Below are 17,436 nucleotides of genomic sequence, written 5' to 3' on the forward strand. Positions count from 1 at the left end.
GTGGTGGGGTACCGGTCACGCCGAACGGTGGCTGCTTGTGTGGCAGGCTGTGGTGGGCGTGCCGTTGCGAGCAGCAGTGAGAGTGATCGTGGGTGCGGTGGGCGACGGCGGGCGTCGGGATGCGTGGTGGTGTCCCGACGTCGTTGCTCGACCGCTCGCTGCGTGGTGGCGGGTGGCTCTGTGTGGTCGCTGCAGCGGCTGTGTGGCCGGTCCGATGCTGGGACGCCCGTGCGGAGAACAGTTGAAACAGGGTGTGTGGGGGTGCAGTGGTGTCGTGAGTGTGGCGGTTGTCAGCGTGTGCGTGGTGGCACACGTCTGCACAGAACCTGGAGTGGAAACGGAGGGATGTATGTATGACTACCATTCATCAGGTGAGTGACGTATGAGTGGGTTCGAGATTTGGGGTGATGTCGATAAGTTTCGAACGGCGGGAACGGAATCGGTCGAACATCTGTGGGCGAAAGTAGAGTTAGATCGGCGACGGGAGGCTGAACGTGAGCCGTGGTTTCCAGGTGAGTATCGATTCGAGAAGAAGTTTGCTGACCGGGTCCCGGATTGTCTGGTGTATGGCGGGCCGGTGAATCGGTGGATCGAGATCGTCGCTGGGAGTGACCAGCCGTACCGCGCGAAGACACGGGAAGCGCTCCGGCTCGGGTGTGTCGTCCACTGGGTGTTCCACACTGAGCACCGTGAGCAGCAGGTAGCGGCGCGATCGGCGCTCGAACCGGAGCTGGAGGGTCCGTTTGAGTTCGGCGAGTATGATCCGCTGGCAGACGAGTTAGATGTGGGGACCCCGATCACGTTTAAGAACTACGCGTTCCCCGTCGAGGAATTCGCTGAGTTTCGGCCTGAGGAGATCCTTGGGTATCGGAAAGGGAAAGCACGGATTGCGCGGCGAGCGTTCGGGTGGGATCTCGGATTATTCGACCTGGCAGGCAGTCACCGCCGATTGATCGCTATGACCCGTGACGGCCGGCGTTTCAAGTCACTCGCACCAGGGCAACCCGATGAAGACGCTGTCTGGGATTTCCCAGCGAAAGACGGGATTACAACATTAATCGAGAACGGACGGGTCACACGGCTCGGGCCAGTCGGACAGCCCGACAACCAAGACTCTCGGTAGGCTGCTAGTCGGGATCTGTGAGTTGTTTCTGTATTAGTCGGCCCAACTGGCAAACCACCGATCGAGAACAGCGATCCCGAGAAGGTGCACAATGAGTCCACCGAGGAGAAACAATGCTCAAAATGGATCGCCAGTGATGCCAGCCACAACAGCCTTCACCGGCCAGTAGGTTGGGAGGATTCCAGCAGCAAATTGGAGTGGCTCTGGTACTAACGCTACCACAACAGCAGGTCCGAGCACGGCCTCATTCGGGACCCGTCTCTCAACTCGCTCCAGCGAGACGGGTGTATCCCGGTTCGTCGAGCATCGATTGATACGCGTGATCGATATCTCGGCCTGAGAGGTGGACATAGCGACCGGGGACACGCGACCCAGGGACCCACCCAAACCAGACGCACATCTGTGCTTCTGTGAGGTAGTTCGCCAGGTAGGTTGCGCGACTATGTCTGAAATGGTGGGGATTGACCGGCTTCTCAATCCCAACCCGCTCTCGCGCCTGGTCGAGAATCCGTAATCGAATGTACTGGTAGCCAATCGTTTCATCTGGAGAGCCTTGTTTTTCATCGATCTTGCACCATAACGGCGCGTTTGGCCGTCTGTTTGGATGGGCGGTAAGCCACGAGTCGAGATACGATTCGGATTCGAGCAGTAGTAGTCGGCGTGAACCGGTCTTCCCTGAAACAACGACTTGCTTCCCCAGCGTCGTGTTCTCAATGTGACTGACTTGGAGGTCGATGAGTTCGCCGATTCTGGCTCCGGTTTCCCACAGCACTGCAATGAATGCGCGGTCACGCTCGTTGTGGCACGCATCGACTAATGCTTGGACATCACGTGGCGTGAGAAGACTCTGGGGAAGGATTCGTTTCTGCTCTACCGGCCCGCGCCGGATCCACTTCGTTTCCTCGGGGTCCTCGCCATCATTCATCCACTTCCAAAACTGCTTGATAGCCTGCTTGTAATCAACGACTGTCGAAGCGCTCGTTCCGCGGGTGTACAACCACGCGACGAGTTCCACGATATCTTCTTTGTCGAGATCAGCAAACGGAGTCTGACCGACGTGGTCGGTGATGATTTTGAAATGAGAGAGTACTTTCTGTTGTTGTGCGTGGCTGATATCTGCGAGAACCATATCCCGGTGATACTCCTGAATGAGTCGCTTATTTTCTGGGTGGATCTGTGAGGCTGACTCAACATAGGTCAGTACTCGGGCGGCTGCCGCTTCGTAATCCATCGTCGGCATGCCATCCAGACAGGGTCTCTACGGAGATAATCCGCGCGATAAGCGCCTCCAGTCATGTTGTTCGATTATCGTGGTTCACATCGGGATATTCAGCCGTGAGTGCGGCCCTCGGCGATGTGGTCGTACTGTGAGTCGCTCCTGACTGCTCTCAATTAGCGTGTCTTTCTCGGTCCTCCATGCGTTTCGGTTGGGATCGATGGGCGTCTCTTAGCTGCAACCCATCCGTGTCGTTGGACGCGTTGAGTGTTGCTGCGAGTGCGCCCGCGACGGCTTGTAAGCAGTCGGGTTTGCGCGGCGGATGGGGCTGTCTCTGGATTATGGAGAATTCGTTACATCTTGCGGCGAAGTAGTGGGAGTGTTGCGTTGAATCGGTGAGTCGAAATCTAGTGGAAGACGCAGTGTGAAGGCAACTCCCCGACGGTGTTGCTGAGAGCACGAGGGTTTATCCCTGCATGCTGGTTTCACCTGTTCATCATGAGATTCGAGAGAGAGCAAGTTCAGAAACGAGGACAGCGCCACCCCATTGACACGGATGTAGTCGGTGGTGTGCGAAGATGAACGCTGCTACAAGATACGTGGAGGCGTCGAAGTCAGGGTCTCCACTGCGCGCGTATGTGGCAGATCATGGGCAAGGCGTGTCGCAAAGTGATCTCAAACATACGGAGATTGCTGGTCGGTCGATAACCCTCTCAAATGACGTGAATGCTGACGACCAGGATCTCATCTCGGATGGGATCCGAGTGACTGACCCGGCGGAAAAGTCGTGTTTCAGTAATTCGCTCGGGATGTGGAAGTTCAACGAGAGATTTAGCTACGTCGAAGGGTTCGCAGTCATGGGTGATCTTGACGTTGGAGGGATTGAGCACGCTTGGTGTCTGCTTGACGGGGAGCATCTAGTCGATCCGACGACAGCATCGTTTGACCACTATTACGGTGTCGTCATCGACGATCCAGAAATTCTCCACCGGTATGCCGAAGAGTACCCTCACGAAGGGATTCTCGGCAATCACAAAAATCGACACGCGTTTCTCCGTGATCGTGGGTACATCGATTAACCCGGGGCGCTGGACAGAATTCTTTGCCGCGATGTCCTTTGTGTTCCTCTCCTTAGGCAGATTTGCTGTGAAGTCGCGTCGGGAACCCAATCACTGTCCTCAAGTTGAATCAGACCTTCAGCATATGATCGTAGATTCGTTCAGTGGTCTGGATACTGCGATGTCGTAATCGATTCCGGACATGGTAGAGCGTATTTTCGTCTTCTTCGTTCATCATTCTGTAGGCGACGCTGTGTCGGAGTGCGTGCGGTGTCACGTCACTGGCGTTCCCCCGAGTGCCATCAATCTTGTATGGCTGAACCCCTGCTTCCTCAGCGACCTTGTGAAGCATATTCCGAACGCCTTGTTCAGAAATCCGATTGGAGGATCGAGACGGGAAGAGTGCTTGCGGATCTTTCCAGCGGGAGTTAAGATATGCTGAGAGCAATCGCGCTGTGTCCTTCGATAGTGTGAGGGTCACTGGTGGTGGGGAATTTTCGTTCGGGTAATCCTTCTGGATGTCTGTCGGCAGATAGAGTTCCGAGTTTCCGTTTCGAAGCAGCGTCTTGTTGATCTGGACGAGTTCTCCAACGCGGAGTCCAGTATCGTACATGAACGCGATAATGGCTTCGTTGCGCTGCTGGAGGTATTCTGCACCGGTGGTGTAGCATGCTGATCGGAGTGCTTCGACTTGGTCCGGTGTCATCCATACTTTCGCGCGAACTTTGGAGTTTGCAGGAGACTCCAAAGTTGACTAAGCCGATATCTTCGAACACGCCTCCGTCACCGTTCACAGAACAGCCGTTTGCTCTCCGAGGAAATTTCGGCGAGACCCTACATGCGGTGCCCAACTTCTCTGGACGTTGTTGCTTGTCCGTGAGTTCTCTATCTTCGAGGAAGACAAGGTATTCAACAGTGTTATCCAAGGTCTGTTTAATTATCGTGCATGGCGGAACAACTCTCGTTGAAGCAACTTTACCAGTACACCTTCGCAACCGACGAGCGACTCGCTAAAATGGAATCCGGGATAGAATTTGACGAGGAGCCCACTAAGTTTACTGCGTTCTATCATCGTGACCGCGGCGGCGTCGAAGAAGACGTTCTGGTACGAGATGTGAACGAGATAATTGAGGAGTCGAAATGGAGTCCACTGCTGGACGAAGGATTTGAGCGGATTGCGCACCTGCTTGAGGGGGCAAATACCATCCCGGTCGGAGAAAAAGAGAACGGCGACCTCTATGAACTCACCTACGGTAACGGCGAACCAGCAGTCGGAGATAAAGTACAGATCCAGCTGCGACAGGGGTAAGTAAAGGTCAGAAAGTACGGCTGGAGCGTTCTTTGTCTGTGAGAGTCGGATAGAATGCGTGGAGATCGATATCCTGGTACAGTCGTTCATCCAAGTCATCGACCACTGTGATACATCTCTCCGACATTTTTAGCAGGTCTTCCCAACCAGAGATGTATAGTATTTGCAGAGGAGAGTGGAGGAAGTCGTGGCGGTGAGACCTTACCCGCTTCACTTTATCATGGCTCAACAGCCCGGTCTCATCCATCAACCGGGCCATGTCGGTGATAGAGGATCTCCGACTATTCAACCACTGCATGATCTGTGTACCGTACGGCTCTTCACTGTCCTCGTCAAGAGCACGATTTCGGTTCTCTTCCATCCACTCCAGAATTTGGTACCCTTCTTCCGTCTCATTTCGGAAGTGGTGGAAGCACAGGATCGGAACTCCTGCCTCGAAATAACTCACTGTCAAGCTATGGAGTTCGTACGTCTTCAACCCGACACCGCCGAAACTGAACTCCATGGGAAGATCATCATCCTCTGCCTCTTCCCATTCCTGCTGTAGTTCATCATGCAGCCGGTGAACTTCATTGTGGAATCCGTCCAGGAATGCCAACGACAGTGCATTCTTGACATCATCCGGCATATCGCTTGTATGCCAGTCACTGGACTTCCCGTCCTCATCACCGACTATCTCAGAAAATTCCATAGATGCACAGACAGAACCGGCCTTGAAAAATCCTCCTCAGCAAACGGGTCCAATGTCCTTCTCAATCCGGTGACGATATACTATACCAGAATAGACAATTCTCAGTTAGCCTATTCTGTATTAGGCTATTCGAGAGTTTTATCTGGTTGGGCCGCAGTCAAAGGATATGGAGCGATTCGTGGATCGGGAGGATGAACTCAGTCGGCTTCGAGACTGCTATGAGTCGGACGACGCTGATATGGTCGTGATTTTCGGGCGTCGTCGTCTCGGGAAAACCGAACTCGTCCGAGAGTCACTAACAAACCGCGATGACGCCATTCTGTACCAAGCGACTGAGACGACTCGGCAGATCCAGCTGGACGCGTTTGTGGACGTAGCGGCCGAGTCGTTTCCGGGGATCGACCGGATCGAGAACGAGTGGGAATCGCTGCTTGGGTACCTCGCTGACCAGGATGCAGTCATCGTGCTGGACGAGTTCCCGTACCTGATTGACGCCGACGAAAGCCTCCCATCTGTTATCCAGCGACTCTGGGATCAGGAGTTGCGTGACACGGGCGTGACGCTCGTGCTCGTGGGATCTTCGATCAGTATGATGGAGGAGGCGACACTCCTCGGGAACAGTCCGTTGTATGGTCGATTCACTGAGAAAATCGATCTCCACCAGCTCGACTTTGCTGCCGTGCGGACGTTCTTTCCCGAGAGCTATACCCCCGAACAGTTGCTGTTCGCGTGGGGCGTGTTTGGCGGGACACCGTATTATTTGGACGGCATCGATCTGGATGGTGACCTCGGGACAGTCATCCAGCAGTCGCTGCTGTCACGGCAGGGATTCCTGCACGACGAACCGGAATACGTGCTCCGTACTGAGCTGACGGAGCCGAATCGATACTTTGCCATCCTGAAAGCGATTGCCGCTGGGAACACGACCTCGAACGAGATCGCACAAACAGTCGGGATTGATGGCAAACAGATTTCGACGTACACGCAGAAACTGGAGCGGCTGCGATTGGTCGAACGTGAGGTTCCGGTGACAGAGGACAAGACGAAGTCACGCCGAGGGCGGTACCGGATTCTCGATCCGTTGTTCAGGTTTTGGTTCCGGTTCGTCTACGGGAACGAAGACCGCTACGAGCGATTGGGTGCCGACGCCTACGAGACGGTTATCGAACCGGAGCTGGCGGATTTCGTGAGCCAGGAGTTTGAAAATCGTTGTCAGGACATCCTCCCGGATATCTACCCCGAGCTGATGTTCACCGATATCGGCCGCTGGTGGTACAACGAGTACGAAGTGGATGTGGTTGGATTCGATGCAGACGGGACGATGGTAACGGGTGAGTGCAAGTTCACGTCCGCGCCACTTGATTACGGTGCGCTTGCCTCGCTTGAAGACCACACAGATGAGATTCGATGGTCGCCTGATGATGGTGAGGTAGAGCACCAGTATGCGCTGTTCGCGCGAAACGGGTTCACGCAATCTGTTCGTGATGAAGCGTCGGACCGTGACGACCTGCAGTTGTTCGACCTCGAACGGATCGTTGACCCAAGTGAGTCAAAGTAGAACTATTGGGGGCACGATACGAGTTGCTTAGAGAACAGCGTGTTCCGCCGGTAATGGTTAGTTGCCGGGATAGACAATGGAAGGGTCACAGGCGGGGTCAGCATCCTTTGGGAGGGTTGAGTAGGAGCCGGCAGACTCCCGTGCTGTCAGGGCAATGATGGCGGCGTCAAGGACGTCGTCGACGCGGCCAGACTGGATTCGGTGGTGCCATTGGCTGTTTGCTTGCCGTTTGTCAGCGAGTTCTATTACTGGTTGGAAGGATTCGCCCCCATTCTTGATGAGACACTTTTTCCGTACTTCGAAGCCTGCGTCGCTTTTCTTCGACGGGAGATTGTCGCCGTGGTACGCTTTGAAGCACACCTCTGGATGGCTCTCGTAGAGTGTCTTATGTGCAGTATCGAATTCATCTAGTAAGGTGTTCACTTCCTGGATACGCGGGACGAGGCCCCAGCTGTGGCTTCCCAGCCCACGGGTATTCTTTGCTACAGCCACGTCATAGTCTCCTGCGGTTACTGCGTCACTGTTCGGTGTCCAGAAGACGGTACTGCCACGCGAACCGAGGAAGTCCTTGGCTTCTTGATCACACTCTCGATCCCCCTCACTTTCTAAGTGAACCGGGATATCCACTAGGATCTCGTTTGCTCGCTCCCTGTATTCGTGCCAGACGTTGAGCAGTGAAGGTTCTGTACTGACGTTGGTGGTCTCTGTGGTCGCTTCGACAACGACCCATGATCCGCTTGCCCAATCCACGCCGACGTGTGAACCCATAGAGAAGAGAATTGAGGAATACACTTAGTTTCCAACAAAGAGGGGCCAAGGATGAGAAACGGTCAGTTAAGAACGAGGCAGTCTTGTCTGTCATCTGTTGAATAAGGTCGAACGGTGTGGTGCAGGAACCGAATACGTGATATTGAATACCCAGCAGACTGGTGACCTATTCTTCAGAGTTGTCTGTTGTGATCTCGTCTTGGAAGTTCGAGACAGCATCGGCGTGTTGTTCGGTGGCCTGTCGTTTGCGTTCCGTTGTCTCAGCGATATTGTTGTGTTGGGCGATATCAGCGAGGTCTTCAGCTTCAGGGTTGAGTTGGTATAGCTTGATTTTCCCGCCATCATCTGGGTATTGGAAATACTCTTTCCAGAGTCCAGTTTTGGCACCTTCGGTGAGCCGACTTGCAACCGTGCCGTGACTCACCACGAGTGCATCATCGATTTCGCTGAATCGCTTGGGACCATCAGCGAGCTGAGCGACGATTTCTACTGCGCCTTTCTTCTGGAAGAAGTCTCTGACCTTCTGATGATCAATCTCGGTTTCCGGTTCATCATCCGGTTTTGTATCTTCAGTAGCGTCTACGGACTTACTGTTCTGATCAGGGTATTCAGAGCCCGAGTTGCTGGTTTTTTCTAAATTCCCGACAGTCTCTGTTTCGTTATCAGAGGTGTTTGAGGTGTCGTTCGGCATGTTGTTATCCTCCTCTTCGGGCTCCAAGGTTTTAACTTACAGTGAATCAAACCACTACTTACTCAAAATTAGAACTACTATGTATTTGATCCACAACCGGCCGAACAGAGGTGAACAGGGCTCACATGAGTTCTGAAGCTTCTGACTCATACCAGTCGGCCATCGACACGGCAGAGGACCTACGAGATGATTTGGAGGCAATCGCAGCGAGCAATCTCCCGTTCGCCTACGACGCCGAACGCATCTTAGAAGAATTAGATCGAGCACGAGGTGACGACTCAAAATGAGGGGACGTATCGACCAGAAAACACTCGAAGAACAGTTACCGGCGATCCTCCGCGAGCAATTTCAACTGGATGGACTACCGCGCGACCACGCCCCATCCTGGGAATACATCACCGCGAATACTCGGTACTCTGCGGAAGGACTGAACAACAGGTCCAAAGAATTGTACGGACAAACCCTCCTCGAATTTCTCAGAGAACAAGGGTTTGGTGTCCGTAACACCGGGAGATGGCCTACCGACGATGAAGAGACCATTCAGTCTCTGGAATACTATGTCAATAGTGCTCAGGATCGACGAGGATGGAAAGAGAACACCATTGATTCCGTTCGATCAGTGATCAACAAAGTGTACGAGGCGATCCGAGAGGAAGGTCTCGACATTGAGTTACTGGACCTCGGTGTCTACAGTTCTAACGACGAGCGTGTGGAGAACATCCAGTACACGATCACGGTAATCGAATACATGGACCGTGATCTAGCAGACAGTACGATGGGGAACTATCCCCGGTATTTTGAGGAATACTACAATATTGTGAAGAATAAGTATCAAGTCAGCTTTAACCCAGTCACAGAAGCGTTGGACGAGTTTGAATGGTATCGGAGCGAGAGCGACCCACAGCCGGTAACTGAACCGCAATTGAACGATCTGTGGAATGCGTTGACTGTGCTTGAGGAGTGTCCGATAGGAGATTATGAGTTGGAACGATGGCGACTCTGGATGAAGGTCCTCCTCGTCTTTTTGATTGCCGTCGGTCCTCGTTCAAGCGAGGTTGAGCAAATCGATGTACGATCCCAGCTTCATTTCGGTGACGATCCGTACGTCCACTTTGACGAGCGAAAGAACCAGAGACGGAATGAAGGGCCTAGCAAAGTCCCGATCATGATGGACACAACATTGCTTGAACTCTATGTAGACTACATCAACTCGGTTGACGGGAATGGGAAATTACTCCCCAGCTCCCAATCTGCATCTGGGTCCCGTCGAGCCTCCACGCTGAATGATTGGCTGGAGGAACTGTGCAAGATTGCTGATGTTCGATTAGACGATGGATCGTTCCCGACCATCCAGAACTTCCGGCAATTCTGGAAGACACTGTATAAGAGAGCGCTGCACGAAAATCGAGAAGAAATCAAATTCGTGTCGGAAGAGGGTGGGACGAAAACACCTAGCGTTGACGAAAAGAACTATCTCGATAACGTCGAGAACCGAGAGCACGTTCGAGAACTGGGGCGACAATATTTCAATGGCATTCTCGATCTCGGCAAAACACCTGCTGTGCTCCAAGCTGAATTAGATCAAGAGTCACACCTCGGCGGACAGTCCAGGATTCAGGATTACGACACTCACGCGTAGTTTCTTTGGCGGAGTCAATAGCGTGCTCTCTCACGCCGATCACTGATATCTACAGGCACCGGTTCGACTGTCGAACGAATCGACCTCTAAGGCGTGAGGTGTCCGAATTCGGGTGCTTCAGACCCCGGATAGTCAAGTTTTCATCACGTGGTTGGGCGTCCGCTGGGACGTCGGTGGCGTGCGTCTGCAGCGTGGTAGGGGGTTGTCCCGTCGTATCGTAGTGATAGGGTTACTGGGCTGCCCGCGCTTGACGGCTCTGCTCAACTGTGAGCCGAACTTACCGACTGAGATCTTCTCGCAGTTCCTCTTCTAAGTTAGTGAGTTCTGCATCGAGTTCAGCATCATCCACCTGTTCTGGTGGCTTGTCTTCTTCACCCTCGGCGTGATCATCGATTGGATGGCTGAACATCCGATTTAACTGATCGAGACTAGTGAAGAAGCGCCGGAACTCTTCGTCGTCCATAATTGAAGGTGTATGCTCTATTGACAAAAGCGTCGATGCCGATTACGGGCCGTAGCCTTCGCCATGTATCACTTCCAGATGTCTGTTTTATTATTATTTGAGTTGGGTGGCTTGTGACCCCTCCGAAATCATAGCAGGAACTTCTGTCCAGCGGATTTGGTTGAGTCTGCTAACCGGATAAGATCCGGGAGACACCATCCCGTCTCTGTACAGCGAATCTGAGTGAACTGAATTGGTTCGGTTGTGAGAGACTACAAATCGAAAACGAACGGGACACCAGTTATGACTGAAAAGTGATGTGTGAGAGCAAGACCGAATCTAACTCTATCTTGGGGCTTTACCGGAAGTGTATGTTCTATATTTCAAGCCCCAATGAGCGGAGTTCCTCGATCTCGCTTTGGATGCTCTTGACTCGCTCTTTCATGTCGCCACCAGCTTCCAACGCTGAGTCGAAGAGTCGTTCTTCCCGTTCTTCGAGCCGCTCGACACCCTTCGGACTCAGAGCCTGCCCACACCACATACATTGGGCCTCTCCCCTGGGCGTATCGCGTTGTCAGCGCGGACACTCCACCGGCCCGATGTCCTCAATCTCATCCTCAGAAACGTCTGCTCCGTGGGTTCGGGCAACTTCTCGTGCAGTATCCTCTCGGAACACGTTGATGTATCGGCGGGCCTCGTCGCTATTTTCGACCCACCCATGGTGCTTTTCTATATGATTCTGTGACACGTTCTTTCGTGCGAGGTAACTTGCGGAAGATTTCCGCATCCGCGTGAATTCTATCTTCGACGGCTTTCTGAGATCGCCATTATCGACTGCTCGTTTGACGGGTGCTCGGAGCATTTTCAACTTCATGTTGTAGCTCACGTCCCGCCCGGTGTCTAAGTCCGACCAAAGCGGTGCATCGGGCTCGTTACCCCGAGGGTGAACCTCTAACCAGCGTTTGAGGTATGGGACTGATGTGATTAGTACAATCGAGCGGCGACCCCGCTTTCCATCGACGGTGATTTCCATCCCGTACTTGTGATCACTAACGTCACCGACAGTTAGTTCACGGAACTCCTCGGATCGCGTACCAGCATCCCAGCTGACGGCGACTGCTGCCTTGTTGCGTGCGTGTTTGGCGTTATCTAGGACAGGAACGATGTGCTCGTCCCACCACCACATCTTCGTCGGGTCTGGTTTTGGGTTGTAGTCTCTGGGGAGGTCGGCCGAGATCCACTCGATACTTGATGGTTTCTCGTCCTCATAATCACCTTCTGTTATGTGCCCACCAAACACTCGAAGCGCGACCCGATGGTCACGTTTCGATTCTTCGCTATCATAGTTTGCGTTGATCCAACTGACGTATTTCTTTGCGGCCTCTTTCTCTTTCTTTGACTCTCCGATGATTTCTACTAAATCTGGCTCAGGTATTTCATCTGGCGAATATTTGGACGAATCCCCAGCCATCATCGTACAGTGTTGGAGGAGCTTTGTCCATCGGCCCTCAGAGTAATTGTGGACCCCGAGTTCTGAGGAGAACTTGAGAAGGGCGTCTTTCTCCTCTGGTGACAGAGTCTCCGATTTCTCAATCCGCGTGTGGAGTGTTTCGATCTTGTCTGGCAGCTTTGGCATACTCTAATTTAGAATGGGTAGGCATTTGAACTCTTGGTATATGTCCGGGAGGCGGCATACTTTTGCGACGAACTACGGCGAGCAGTTCATCTGCTCGCCTCTTCGAGAGTCGCAAATATGGAACTCGACTGGATTTGAACCAGACGAGTCACAGCCCGGGAGCGCAGCGAAGCGAGTACCCCGGACTGTCTCGGCGAGGTTCGCAATCCGGGAGGCGCCCCTTCTTCTGTGACAGCTTTCCCGGATCGCGTTCACCGAGATCGTTCAGCCAACCGTTTATCGGCCGTGGCTCTGCCGCGGTTCGATTCGCGATGGCTGTAAACCGGTCGGGTTCGCTCGACGGCGGGCGATCGTTACCCTCTCCCGAGTCGGGTGATCGCGAGACGAGTCACCCGATCAGCGATGGCCCAAACCGTATCACCCACAACGTGGCCATGCCGACGACGATCGTATAAAAAACGTTCTCGGTGCGCCACGCAACCGTCGTGGCGATCGACCCTGCGACGAGGCGTGCGTCGAGCACCGTTTCTCCCAGCGTCGGCTGGACCGTCACGACCGCAGGGACGACGAGGGCAGCGAGGACGGCCGCAGGGACGTATCGCAGTGTTTGTTCAACGCGCGGCGGCACCGAGTCGATTCGCCCGAACAAATAAACGAATGAGAGCCGGATCACGTACGTACAGATACCAATACCCGCTATCGCGGCCCAGATACGTATGTGAGACCACTCGGTCATGCTGTCCTCCACGCGTCGACGACGACTCCGGAAAGGATTCCGATCACGGCAGCGATGGGCAAATCGAGATTGAACGGAACGCCGAGTGTCGCAATACTGAGGGCAGTGACCCCGGCAACCACGCCCGCCGCTGTTGTTCCTGCGTCTTTCATTGCCGGCACCAGTACCGCGATGAACACCAGTGGCAGCGCGAAGTTTAACTCGAGTGCATCTGGGACACTTGCTCCAAGAACGGCTCCGACGAACGTTCCGATTTGCCAGACGATCCACAGCGTCGCAGCTATCCCAACGTAGTACCAGAGTCGATGCCGTTCGTCGTTCGTTTCGTATTCGGCCACGGACATCGCGTATGCCTGATCGGTCAGCAAGTAGGCGGCCAGCCCGCGAATACGAAGGGAGAACGGTTGAAGATACGGTGCGATCGACGCCGAATACATCACCATCCGGATATTGATCACGACCGCTGTCCCAACGACGATAATAAACGACGCGTTCGAACCGATGAGGTCGATGGCGGCTAACTGTGAGGCTCCCGCAAAGACGATTGCGGACATCCCGACCGTTTCAGCGATCGTCAAACCCTCACTGATGGCAGTGATTCCGGTAATAAGTGCAAAGGGAACGATTCCGATGACGAGCGGCATGGCTGCACGGATACCGGCAAATAAATCGGGATGAAGCCGTTCACGAAGTATCATACATAGCGCTCTCTGACGCGAGTGTGAAACCGTACCGGTTTATCGATACCGCCGAGGTTTTTGGCGTTCTGGCGGTGGCACTTCCTTCGACTCGAGAGCGGTTTCACCTTACTGGGAACGGTCGGAACGATGCCCCGCTAGCGAGCGAGAACCGGTGAGAGCGCCTGCGTGGCGTCGATCGTATTTGAACGACACGAGAAGAGCGGCGAGCGTTCCCTGCCGCGAGTTGCAACTCGGGGTGTCGGCGCGACCTGTGTCGCTGTCGGTTCCGACCGGAGAGCGTATTCCCGTTCCCGAATCCCTCGACGGGCTCGTACCTGCGGATGGAGTGTACGGGGTTGAGCCGGTAGTGAAAGCCGTCGAGCGTACTTTGCGATACTTCGTTCTTCCGCGCATCGAGGTACATCTCCTTCACCTCAACAGGCGAGATGGGTTCGAGTTCGTTCTTCGTCATCGGATTCTCCGAAGTACCCCCATGAGCGAGGAGTGGAGCTGTCCCCGGTCCCGCGAGCGGAGCGAGCGGGGCTACGGAAGGCGAGCGCAGCGAAGCCTTCCGGACGTTCAAATCCGGGAGGCGGCATCCTGTTACCGGTTGATCAATAACCGAAAGCATCCGCGCCATCCTGCGACGCCAACTTTTCTCGTGCGAGTTCAACCGGTCACTGGGTGCACCCCGTCACGTCTGGCGTTGTGCAATAATCGAAACGCGCTGGGGGAACCTAGTTCTTACGGTGAATTGAAGTCGTTAAGAACCTTTGACCCGTGCTGATTCCCTAATTCATCTATTTGAGGAACGCGCAGGTTCGGTAAAGCCAAACAGAAAGATGCAAAAATCCCATCAAAAAGCTATTCTCCCTTGCCGGAAGTAGAATAATGAATAGATATATGCCATCTGATGATCCTGGTCGAGATCTTGCTGGAGGTATTGGTGGGGCTATTGCATTTCTTATAATTCTAGGTATGAAAGCTGCTATACTGCTATTTTCTCTCCCTTACCTATACGGGTTGCTAATTTCACTATGGCCGATACTAATTGTAATAAATATGTTTTGTATCGGTTTAGGTTGTCTCATATATGGTCTTTTAGGACTTGTTCAATTTATTACAGGAGGGAGTGATCTGTTAGTTGAATTATTCCCTCAACTCACAACGGAGGTGCGTATTGGTGTGTATCTGAGTCTACTATTGATTATTGGGCCTACCCTATTGCTGGCTGGAAGACGGATGTATAGACCTGCTAAATGCCTGACTGCTCGTTCACTAAGCCGATTACGCGAATTATATGCAGAACACGGGCCTAATGGATTGGTTTGGGTCGTGCCAGAGATAAGACGACTGTACAAAAAGGTGAGGTGATTAATTCCACCAAGCACTACTAATCGCCTCAATTATGAGTAAGTGTAAAAGTTGTCAGTTTAGGGGGAATACATTCGCAAAGCTGTTTGGATAGATGTTTCGGTTCTCGTAACGAAATCGGATAAGCTTCGTCTCAATCGGAAGTTTGTGTCCGTGCTCTCGGTGAAGATATCAGCTCGTTGCCCTCCATCAAGATATGGCTCCTCAGTCTTGATGGTGTAGCTGGTGTCCCCATCAATTTCCTCTCGAAGTATCTCTATCTGATTCCATTCCTCAAACGGGCCGATGCCCGCCTGCCATCGGTCGTGATCGGCTCTGTTGTCGACAGTGGGAACTGCTAAGGCAAAGTCGTCTGCCAGTTGGTCCAGTATTGCAGATCGGTTCATATCAGGTTCAATATGATCAGTCGTTAAGAATCTTTGATCTGCGTGAATGCTCCGATCAAGCTACTACGCAGACACAAAAGTTAATATTGCCTGAAATCTCAAAACTGCTATGGGATTGTTTTCGAGAAACTCAGGTGAGACGAGTGATTCTGAGGCCGTCGTACGTGAGTTGGTCGAGAACGCGGAAAGCGACACTGTTACTTCGGAGCTGTTGACCAGCACTAAGACGAGTGGTATCCTCTCAGATGGAATAACGCTCAAGAATAACCCAGTCAACTATTTTCTGGAAGATAACGAACAGCCCCACTTTATTTTTTATAGAAACGACACCCCTGTCCTGCAGGCAACGGAGGTTAATCTTGATCTGAGGTTGGAATTCGAGAAAAAACCTAATTTTGTCATTTGCCTCACAGACCATAGGATAGTTCTCATCGAGAGCAGTAATGGTAGAGACTTAGCAAAAAGTATCCCTTATACGGCAATTTCGAAAATCATAGGAATTGAGGATCATAATCGCTATTACGAGCTTTCTCTACAACTCAAAACAGAAGCTACAGATCTTATCCAGGATATATTTTCAAGCTTTGGTGAGCAAGTCTCCGACAAAGGAAATCTTTGGAACTTAGCGATGTATGTCTCATTTGATTCTGATACTGGTCATAAGTCCAAAATAGATGTTATGCGAAATGCTCGTGATTATCTCAGATCTGCAATTGAGGAAGCAACTGATTTCTATCAAGAACCGACTACTACTGAAAATACCGAGTCAGCCACCGGTTCCGGCAACCCTAATAGCGAAAATGATTCTGAGGTTATAACGGACACAACTACCGAATCAAAGTCTCCTGATAACTTAGGACCGAAGGCTTCTGACTCTTCGGCAGGTTCAGCAGAGCCATCATCTATTGAGGTTGGTATCTCAATTCACTCAGAAACAGCGGATACTGATGACTGGCTGAAAAACATTGACGGAACTGTTGCCACGCAACAAAAATCAATAAATCATACTAAGGTATTTGGTAGTGACTATGTTGAGTTCATATATGGATTTACTGATATAGCCGAAGTTTACAAAGAAAATGATGGATTATCTATTGGTGGTAAGCAGTTAAGATTTTTAGACATTCTGAATGTCCGGTTCTTAGAAGATAGAGATCTTGTAGCCGGATCTAATCTATCCGTACTACGCGGGTGCGATTATATTGCTCTCACAGTCGCCACTGATGGGGTCTCTCCAGATCAAACAGCTACTGATTATGAAGGGGGCGTCTCTCATCTGTACCTCATTGGTTCTCCGAAAGATCTCAGAAGGTATGCCAAGGGATCTCACAAGAGCGATAACGAATATCAAGTGAGTGATGCTCCATCTGCTTCCAGAAGTGACTTGCAAACGCTCTTCGACAAAGTCAGAGATGACGTGTCAGCCACGTCTTCAGAGGTGTATATACTTCAGGATTATATTGAACGTCCTTCGCATCTCAAGATAGAAGGGTGGCAGGAATCAGGTGCTACCAAAATAAATGCCGGGATTGGTGGAGATATAGAAAGCAGCGGAAAATCGCGAGGAATCCAAGTTGGGCCCTATACGAGTGCTAGATCTCAGTCTGAAGGGTCGATTATTGCAGAGTTGGATGGTAGTATTTCTGATAATTCCTTTTCATCCGAAATCAGCTTCCTGCGAATATCAAGGAAGGGAATATTCGTTGACTCTGATCCTGTTTTGAATTTCGATTATAGTGCAATCGATAGGGTTCTGAAAAGGGACAACGGCTTCAGCATTGAAGCAGACGGAACTGTTTACACTATCGTGGGCCCGAGACAGACGTCAAATATGCTGTTTGGGAAAGATGGTTTATTTTCCTCACTGGACTCACCCGCTCTCGAAGAGGCAATCGCATTTATTCAGGAGCAGGTGAGCCAGAGCCGCGAGAATAAGGAACCTGTAGAGGAGAGTGACAACAAGCCAGCTGACAAACTCAGGGAACTAAAAAACCTCCACGAAGAAGGAGTTCTTACTGATGACGAATTTAAGTCGAAGAAAAGAGAGTTGCTTGACGACTTTTAACTGATAAAATCTACTTTTCTTCTGGCAGTAGTCTCAAAGCTGTAAGGATCGATGGTTTCCGTTG

Annotated in this window: 17 protein-coding genes; 6 read left to right on the forward strand and 11 right to left on the reverse strand. The window is 52.1% G+C overall.

Annotation, left to right across the window (positions count from 1 at the left end; genetic code table 11):
- Positions 1-382 precede the first annotated feature (382 nt).
- A complete protein-coding gene (locus tag HYG82_RS39385) occupies positions 383-1,123 on the forward strand; it encodes a hypothetical protein (protein WP_179263379.1) in 741 nt (246 codons plus the stop codon).
- A 262-nt stretch (positions 1,124-1,385) separates the two neighbouring features.
- Here HYG82_RS39385 and HYG82_RS39390 read toward each other — a convergent pair whose 3' ends face one another.
- A complete protein-coding gene (locus HYG82_RS39390) occupies positions 1,386-2,363 on the reverse strand; it encodes a tyrosine-type recombinase/integrase (protein WP_179263381.1) in 978 nt (325 codons plus the stop codon).
- Positions 2,364-2,917: 554 nt separating this feature from the next.
- On the opposite strand from HYG82_RS39390, the gene HYG82_RS39395 reads away from it, so the two are divergent.
- Complete coding sequence (locus HYG82_RS39395; protein WP_179263383.1) at positions 2,918-3,418, forward strand: hypothetical protein; 501 nt, start codon at positions 2,918-2,920, stop codon at positions 3,416-3,418.
- Positions 3,419-3,527: 109 nt separating this feature from the next.
- Here HYG82_RS39395 and HYG82_RS39400 read toward each other — a convergent pair whose 3' ends face one another.
- Positions 3,528-4,103: a tyrosine-type recombinase/integrase gene (locus HYG82_RS39400; protein WP_235217752.1), complete on the reverse strand. Its 576-nt coding sequence runs from the start codon at positions 4,101-4,103 to the stop codon at positions 3,528-3,530.
- Positions 4,104-4,343: 240 nt separating this feature from the next.
- Here HYG82_RS39400 and HYG82_RS39405 point away from each other — a divergent pair, with 240 nt between their 5' ends.
- Positions 4,344-4,706, forward strand: a complete 363-nt coding sequence (locus HYG82_RS39405; RefSeq protein ID WP_179263387.1) for a hypothetical protein — start codon at positions 4,344-4,346, stop codon at positions 4,704-4,706.
- A gap of 7 nt (positions 4,707-4,713) precedes the next feature.
- Here HYG82_RS39405 and HYG82_RS39410 read toward each other — a convergent pair whose 3' ends face one another.
- Positions 4,714-5,397 carry a hypothetical protein gene (locus HYG82_RS39410; protein WP_179263389.1) on the reverse strand — a complete coding sequence of 228 codons (684 nt, stop codon included), beginning with the start codon at positions 5,395-5,397 and terminating at the stop codon, positions 4,714-4,716.
- Positions 5,398-5,563: 166 nt separating this feature from the next.
- Here HYG82_RS39410 and HYG82_RS39415 point away from each other — a divergent pair, with 166 nt between their 5' ends.
- A complete protein-coding gene (locus tag HYG82_RS39415; protein WP_179263391.1) occupies positions 5,564-6,955 on the forward strand; it encodes an ATP-binding protein in 1,392 nt (463 codons plus the stop codon).
- A 57-nt stretch (positions 6,956-7,012) separates the two neighbouring features.
- Here the strand turns inward: HYG82_RS39415 and HYG82_RS39420 are convergent, their stop codons facing one another.
- Positions 7,013-7,723, reverse strand: a complete 711-nt coding sequence (locus tag HYG82_RS39420; RefSeq protein ID WP_179263393.1) for a DUF429 domain-containing protein — start codon at positions 7,721-7,723, stop codon at positions 7,013-7,015.
- A 166-nt stretch (positions 7,724-7,889) separates the two neighbouring features.
- Positions 7,890-8,414: a winged helix-turn-helix transcriptional regulator gene (locus HYG82_RS39425; protein WP_179263395.1), complete on the reverse strand. Its 525-nt coding sequence runs from the start codon at positions 8,412-8,414 to the stop codon at positions 7,890-7,892.
- A gap of 283 nt (positions 8,415-8,697) precedes the next feature.
- Between HYG82_RS39425 and HYG82_RS39430 the strand changes: the two genes are divergently transcribed.
- Positions 8,698-10,053 carry a hypothetical protein gene (locus HYG82_RS39430; RefSeq protein WP_179263397.1) on the forward strand — a complete coding sequence of 452 codons (1,356 nt, stop codon included), beginning with the start codon at positions 8,698-8,700 and terminating at the stop codon, positions 10,051-10,053.
- A 277-nt stretch (positions 10,054-10,330) separates the two neighbouring features.
- Here the strand turns inward: HYG82_RS39430 and HYG82_RS39435 are convergent, their stop codons facing one another.
- The 6 genes from HYG82_RS39435 to HYG82_RS39460 all read right to left on the reverse strand — a co-directional run bounded on the left by HYG82_RS39435 (position 10,331) and on the right by HYG82_RS39460 (position 15,307).
- Entirely contained in the window at positions 10,331-10,516 is a 186-nt protein-coding gene (locus HYG82_RS39435) for a hypothetical protein (RefSeq protein ID WP_179263399.1), read from the reverse strand.
- Between the two features lie 355 nt (positions 10,517-10,871).
- Complete coding sequence (locus HYG82_RS39440; RefSeq protein WP_179263401.1) at positions 10,872-11,036, reverse strand: hypothetical protein; 165 nt, start codon at positions 11,034-11,036, stop codon at positions 10,872-10,874.
- 33 nt (positions 11,037-11,069) lie between these two features.
- Positions 11,070-12,131: a tyrosine-type recombinase/integrase gene (locus HYG82_RS39445; RefSeq protein WP_179263403.1), complete on the reverse strand. Its 1,062-nt coding sequence runs from the start codon at positions 12,129-12,131 to the stop codon at positions 11,070-11,072.
- Positions 12,132-12,519: 388 nt separating this feature from the next.
- Complete coding sequence (locus HYG82_RS39450) at positions 12,520-12,867, reverse strand: AzlD domain-containing protein (protein WP_179263405.1); 348 nt, start codon at positions 12,865-12,867, stop codon at positions 12,520-12,522.
- A complete protein-coding gene (locus HYG82_RS39455) occupies positions 12,864-13,565 on the reverse strand; it encodes an AzlC family ABC transporter permease (protein ID WP_179263407.1) in 702 nt (233 codons plus the stop codon). Before HYG82_RS39455 ends, HYG82_RS39450 begins: the two co-directional genes overlap by 4 nt.
- A gap of 1,415 nt (positions 13,566-14,980) precedes the next feature.
- Complete coding sequence (locus tag HYG82_RS39460; RefSeq protein ID WP_179263409.1) at positions 14,981-15,307, reverse strand: hypothetical protein; 327 nt, start codon at positions 15,305-15,307, stop codon at positions 14,981-14,983.
- Between the two features lie 109 nt (positions 15,308-15,416).
- Here HYG82_RS39460 and HYG82_RS39465 point away from each other — a divergent pair, with 109 nt between their 5' ends.
- Positions 15,417-17,372, forward strand: a complete 1,956-nt coding sequence (locus HYG82_RS39465) for an SHOCT domain-containing protein (protein ID WP_218834192.1) — start codon at positions 15,417-15,419, stop codon at positions 17,370-17,372.
- Positions 17,373-17,436: the final 64 nt, after the last annotated feature.

It is taken from the genome of Natrinema halophilum (genome assembly GCF_013402815.2).
In the GTDB taxonomy this organism is placed as follows: Archaea; Halobacteriota; Halobacteria; order Halobacteriales; family Natrialbaceae; genus Natrinema; species Natrinema halophilum.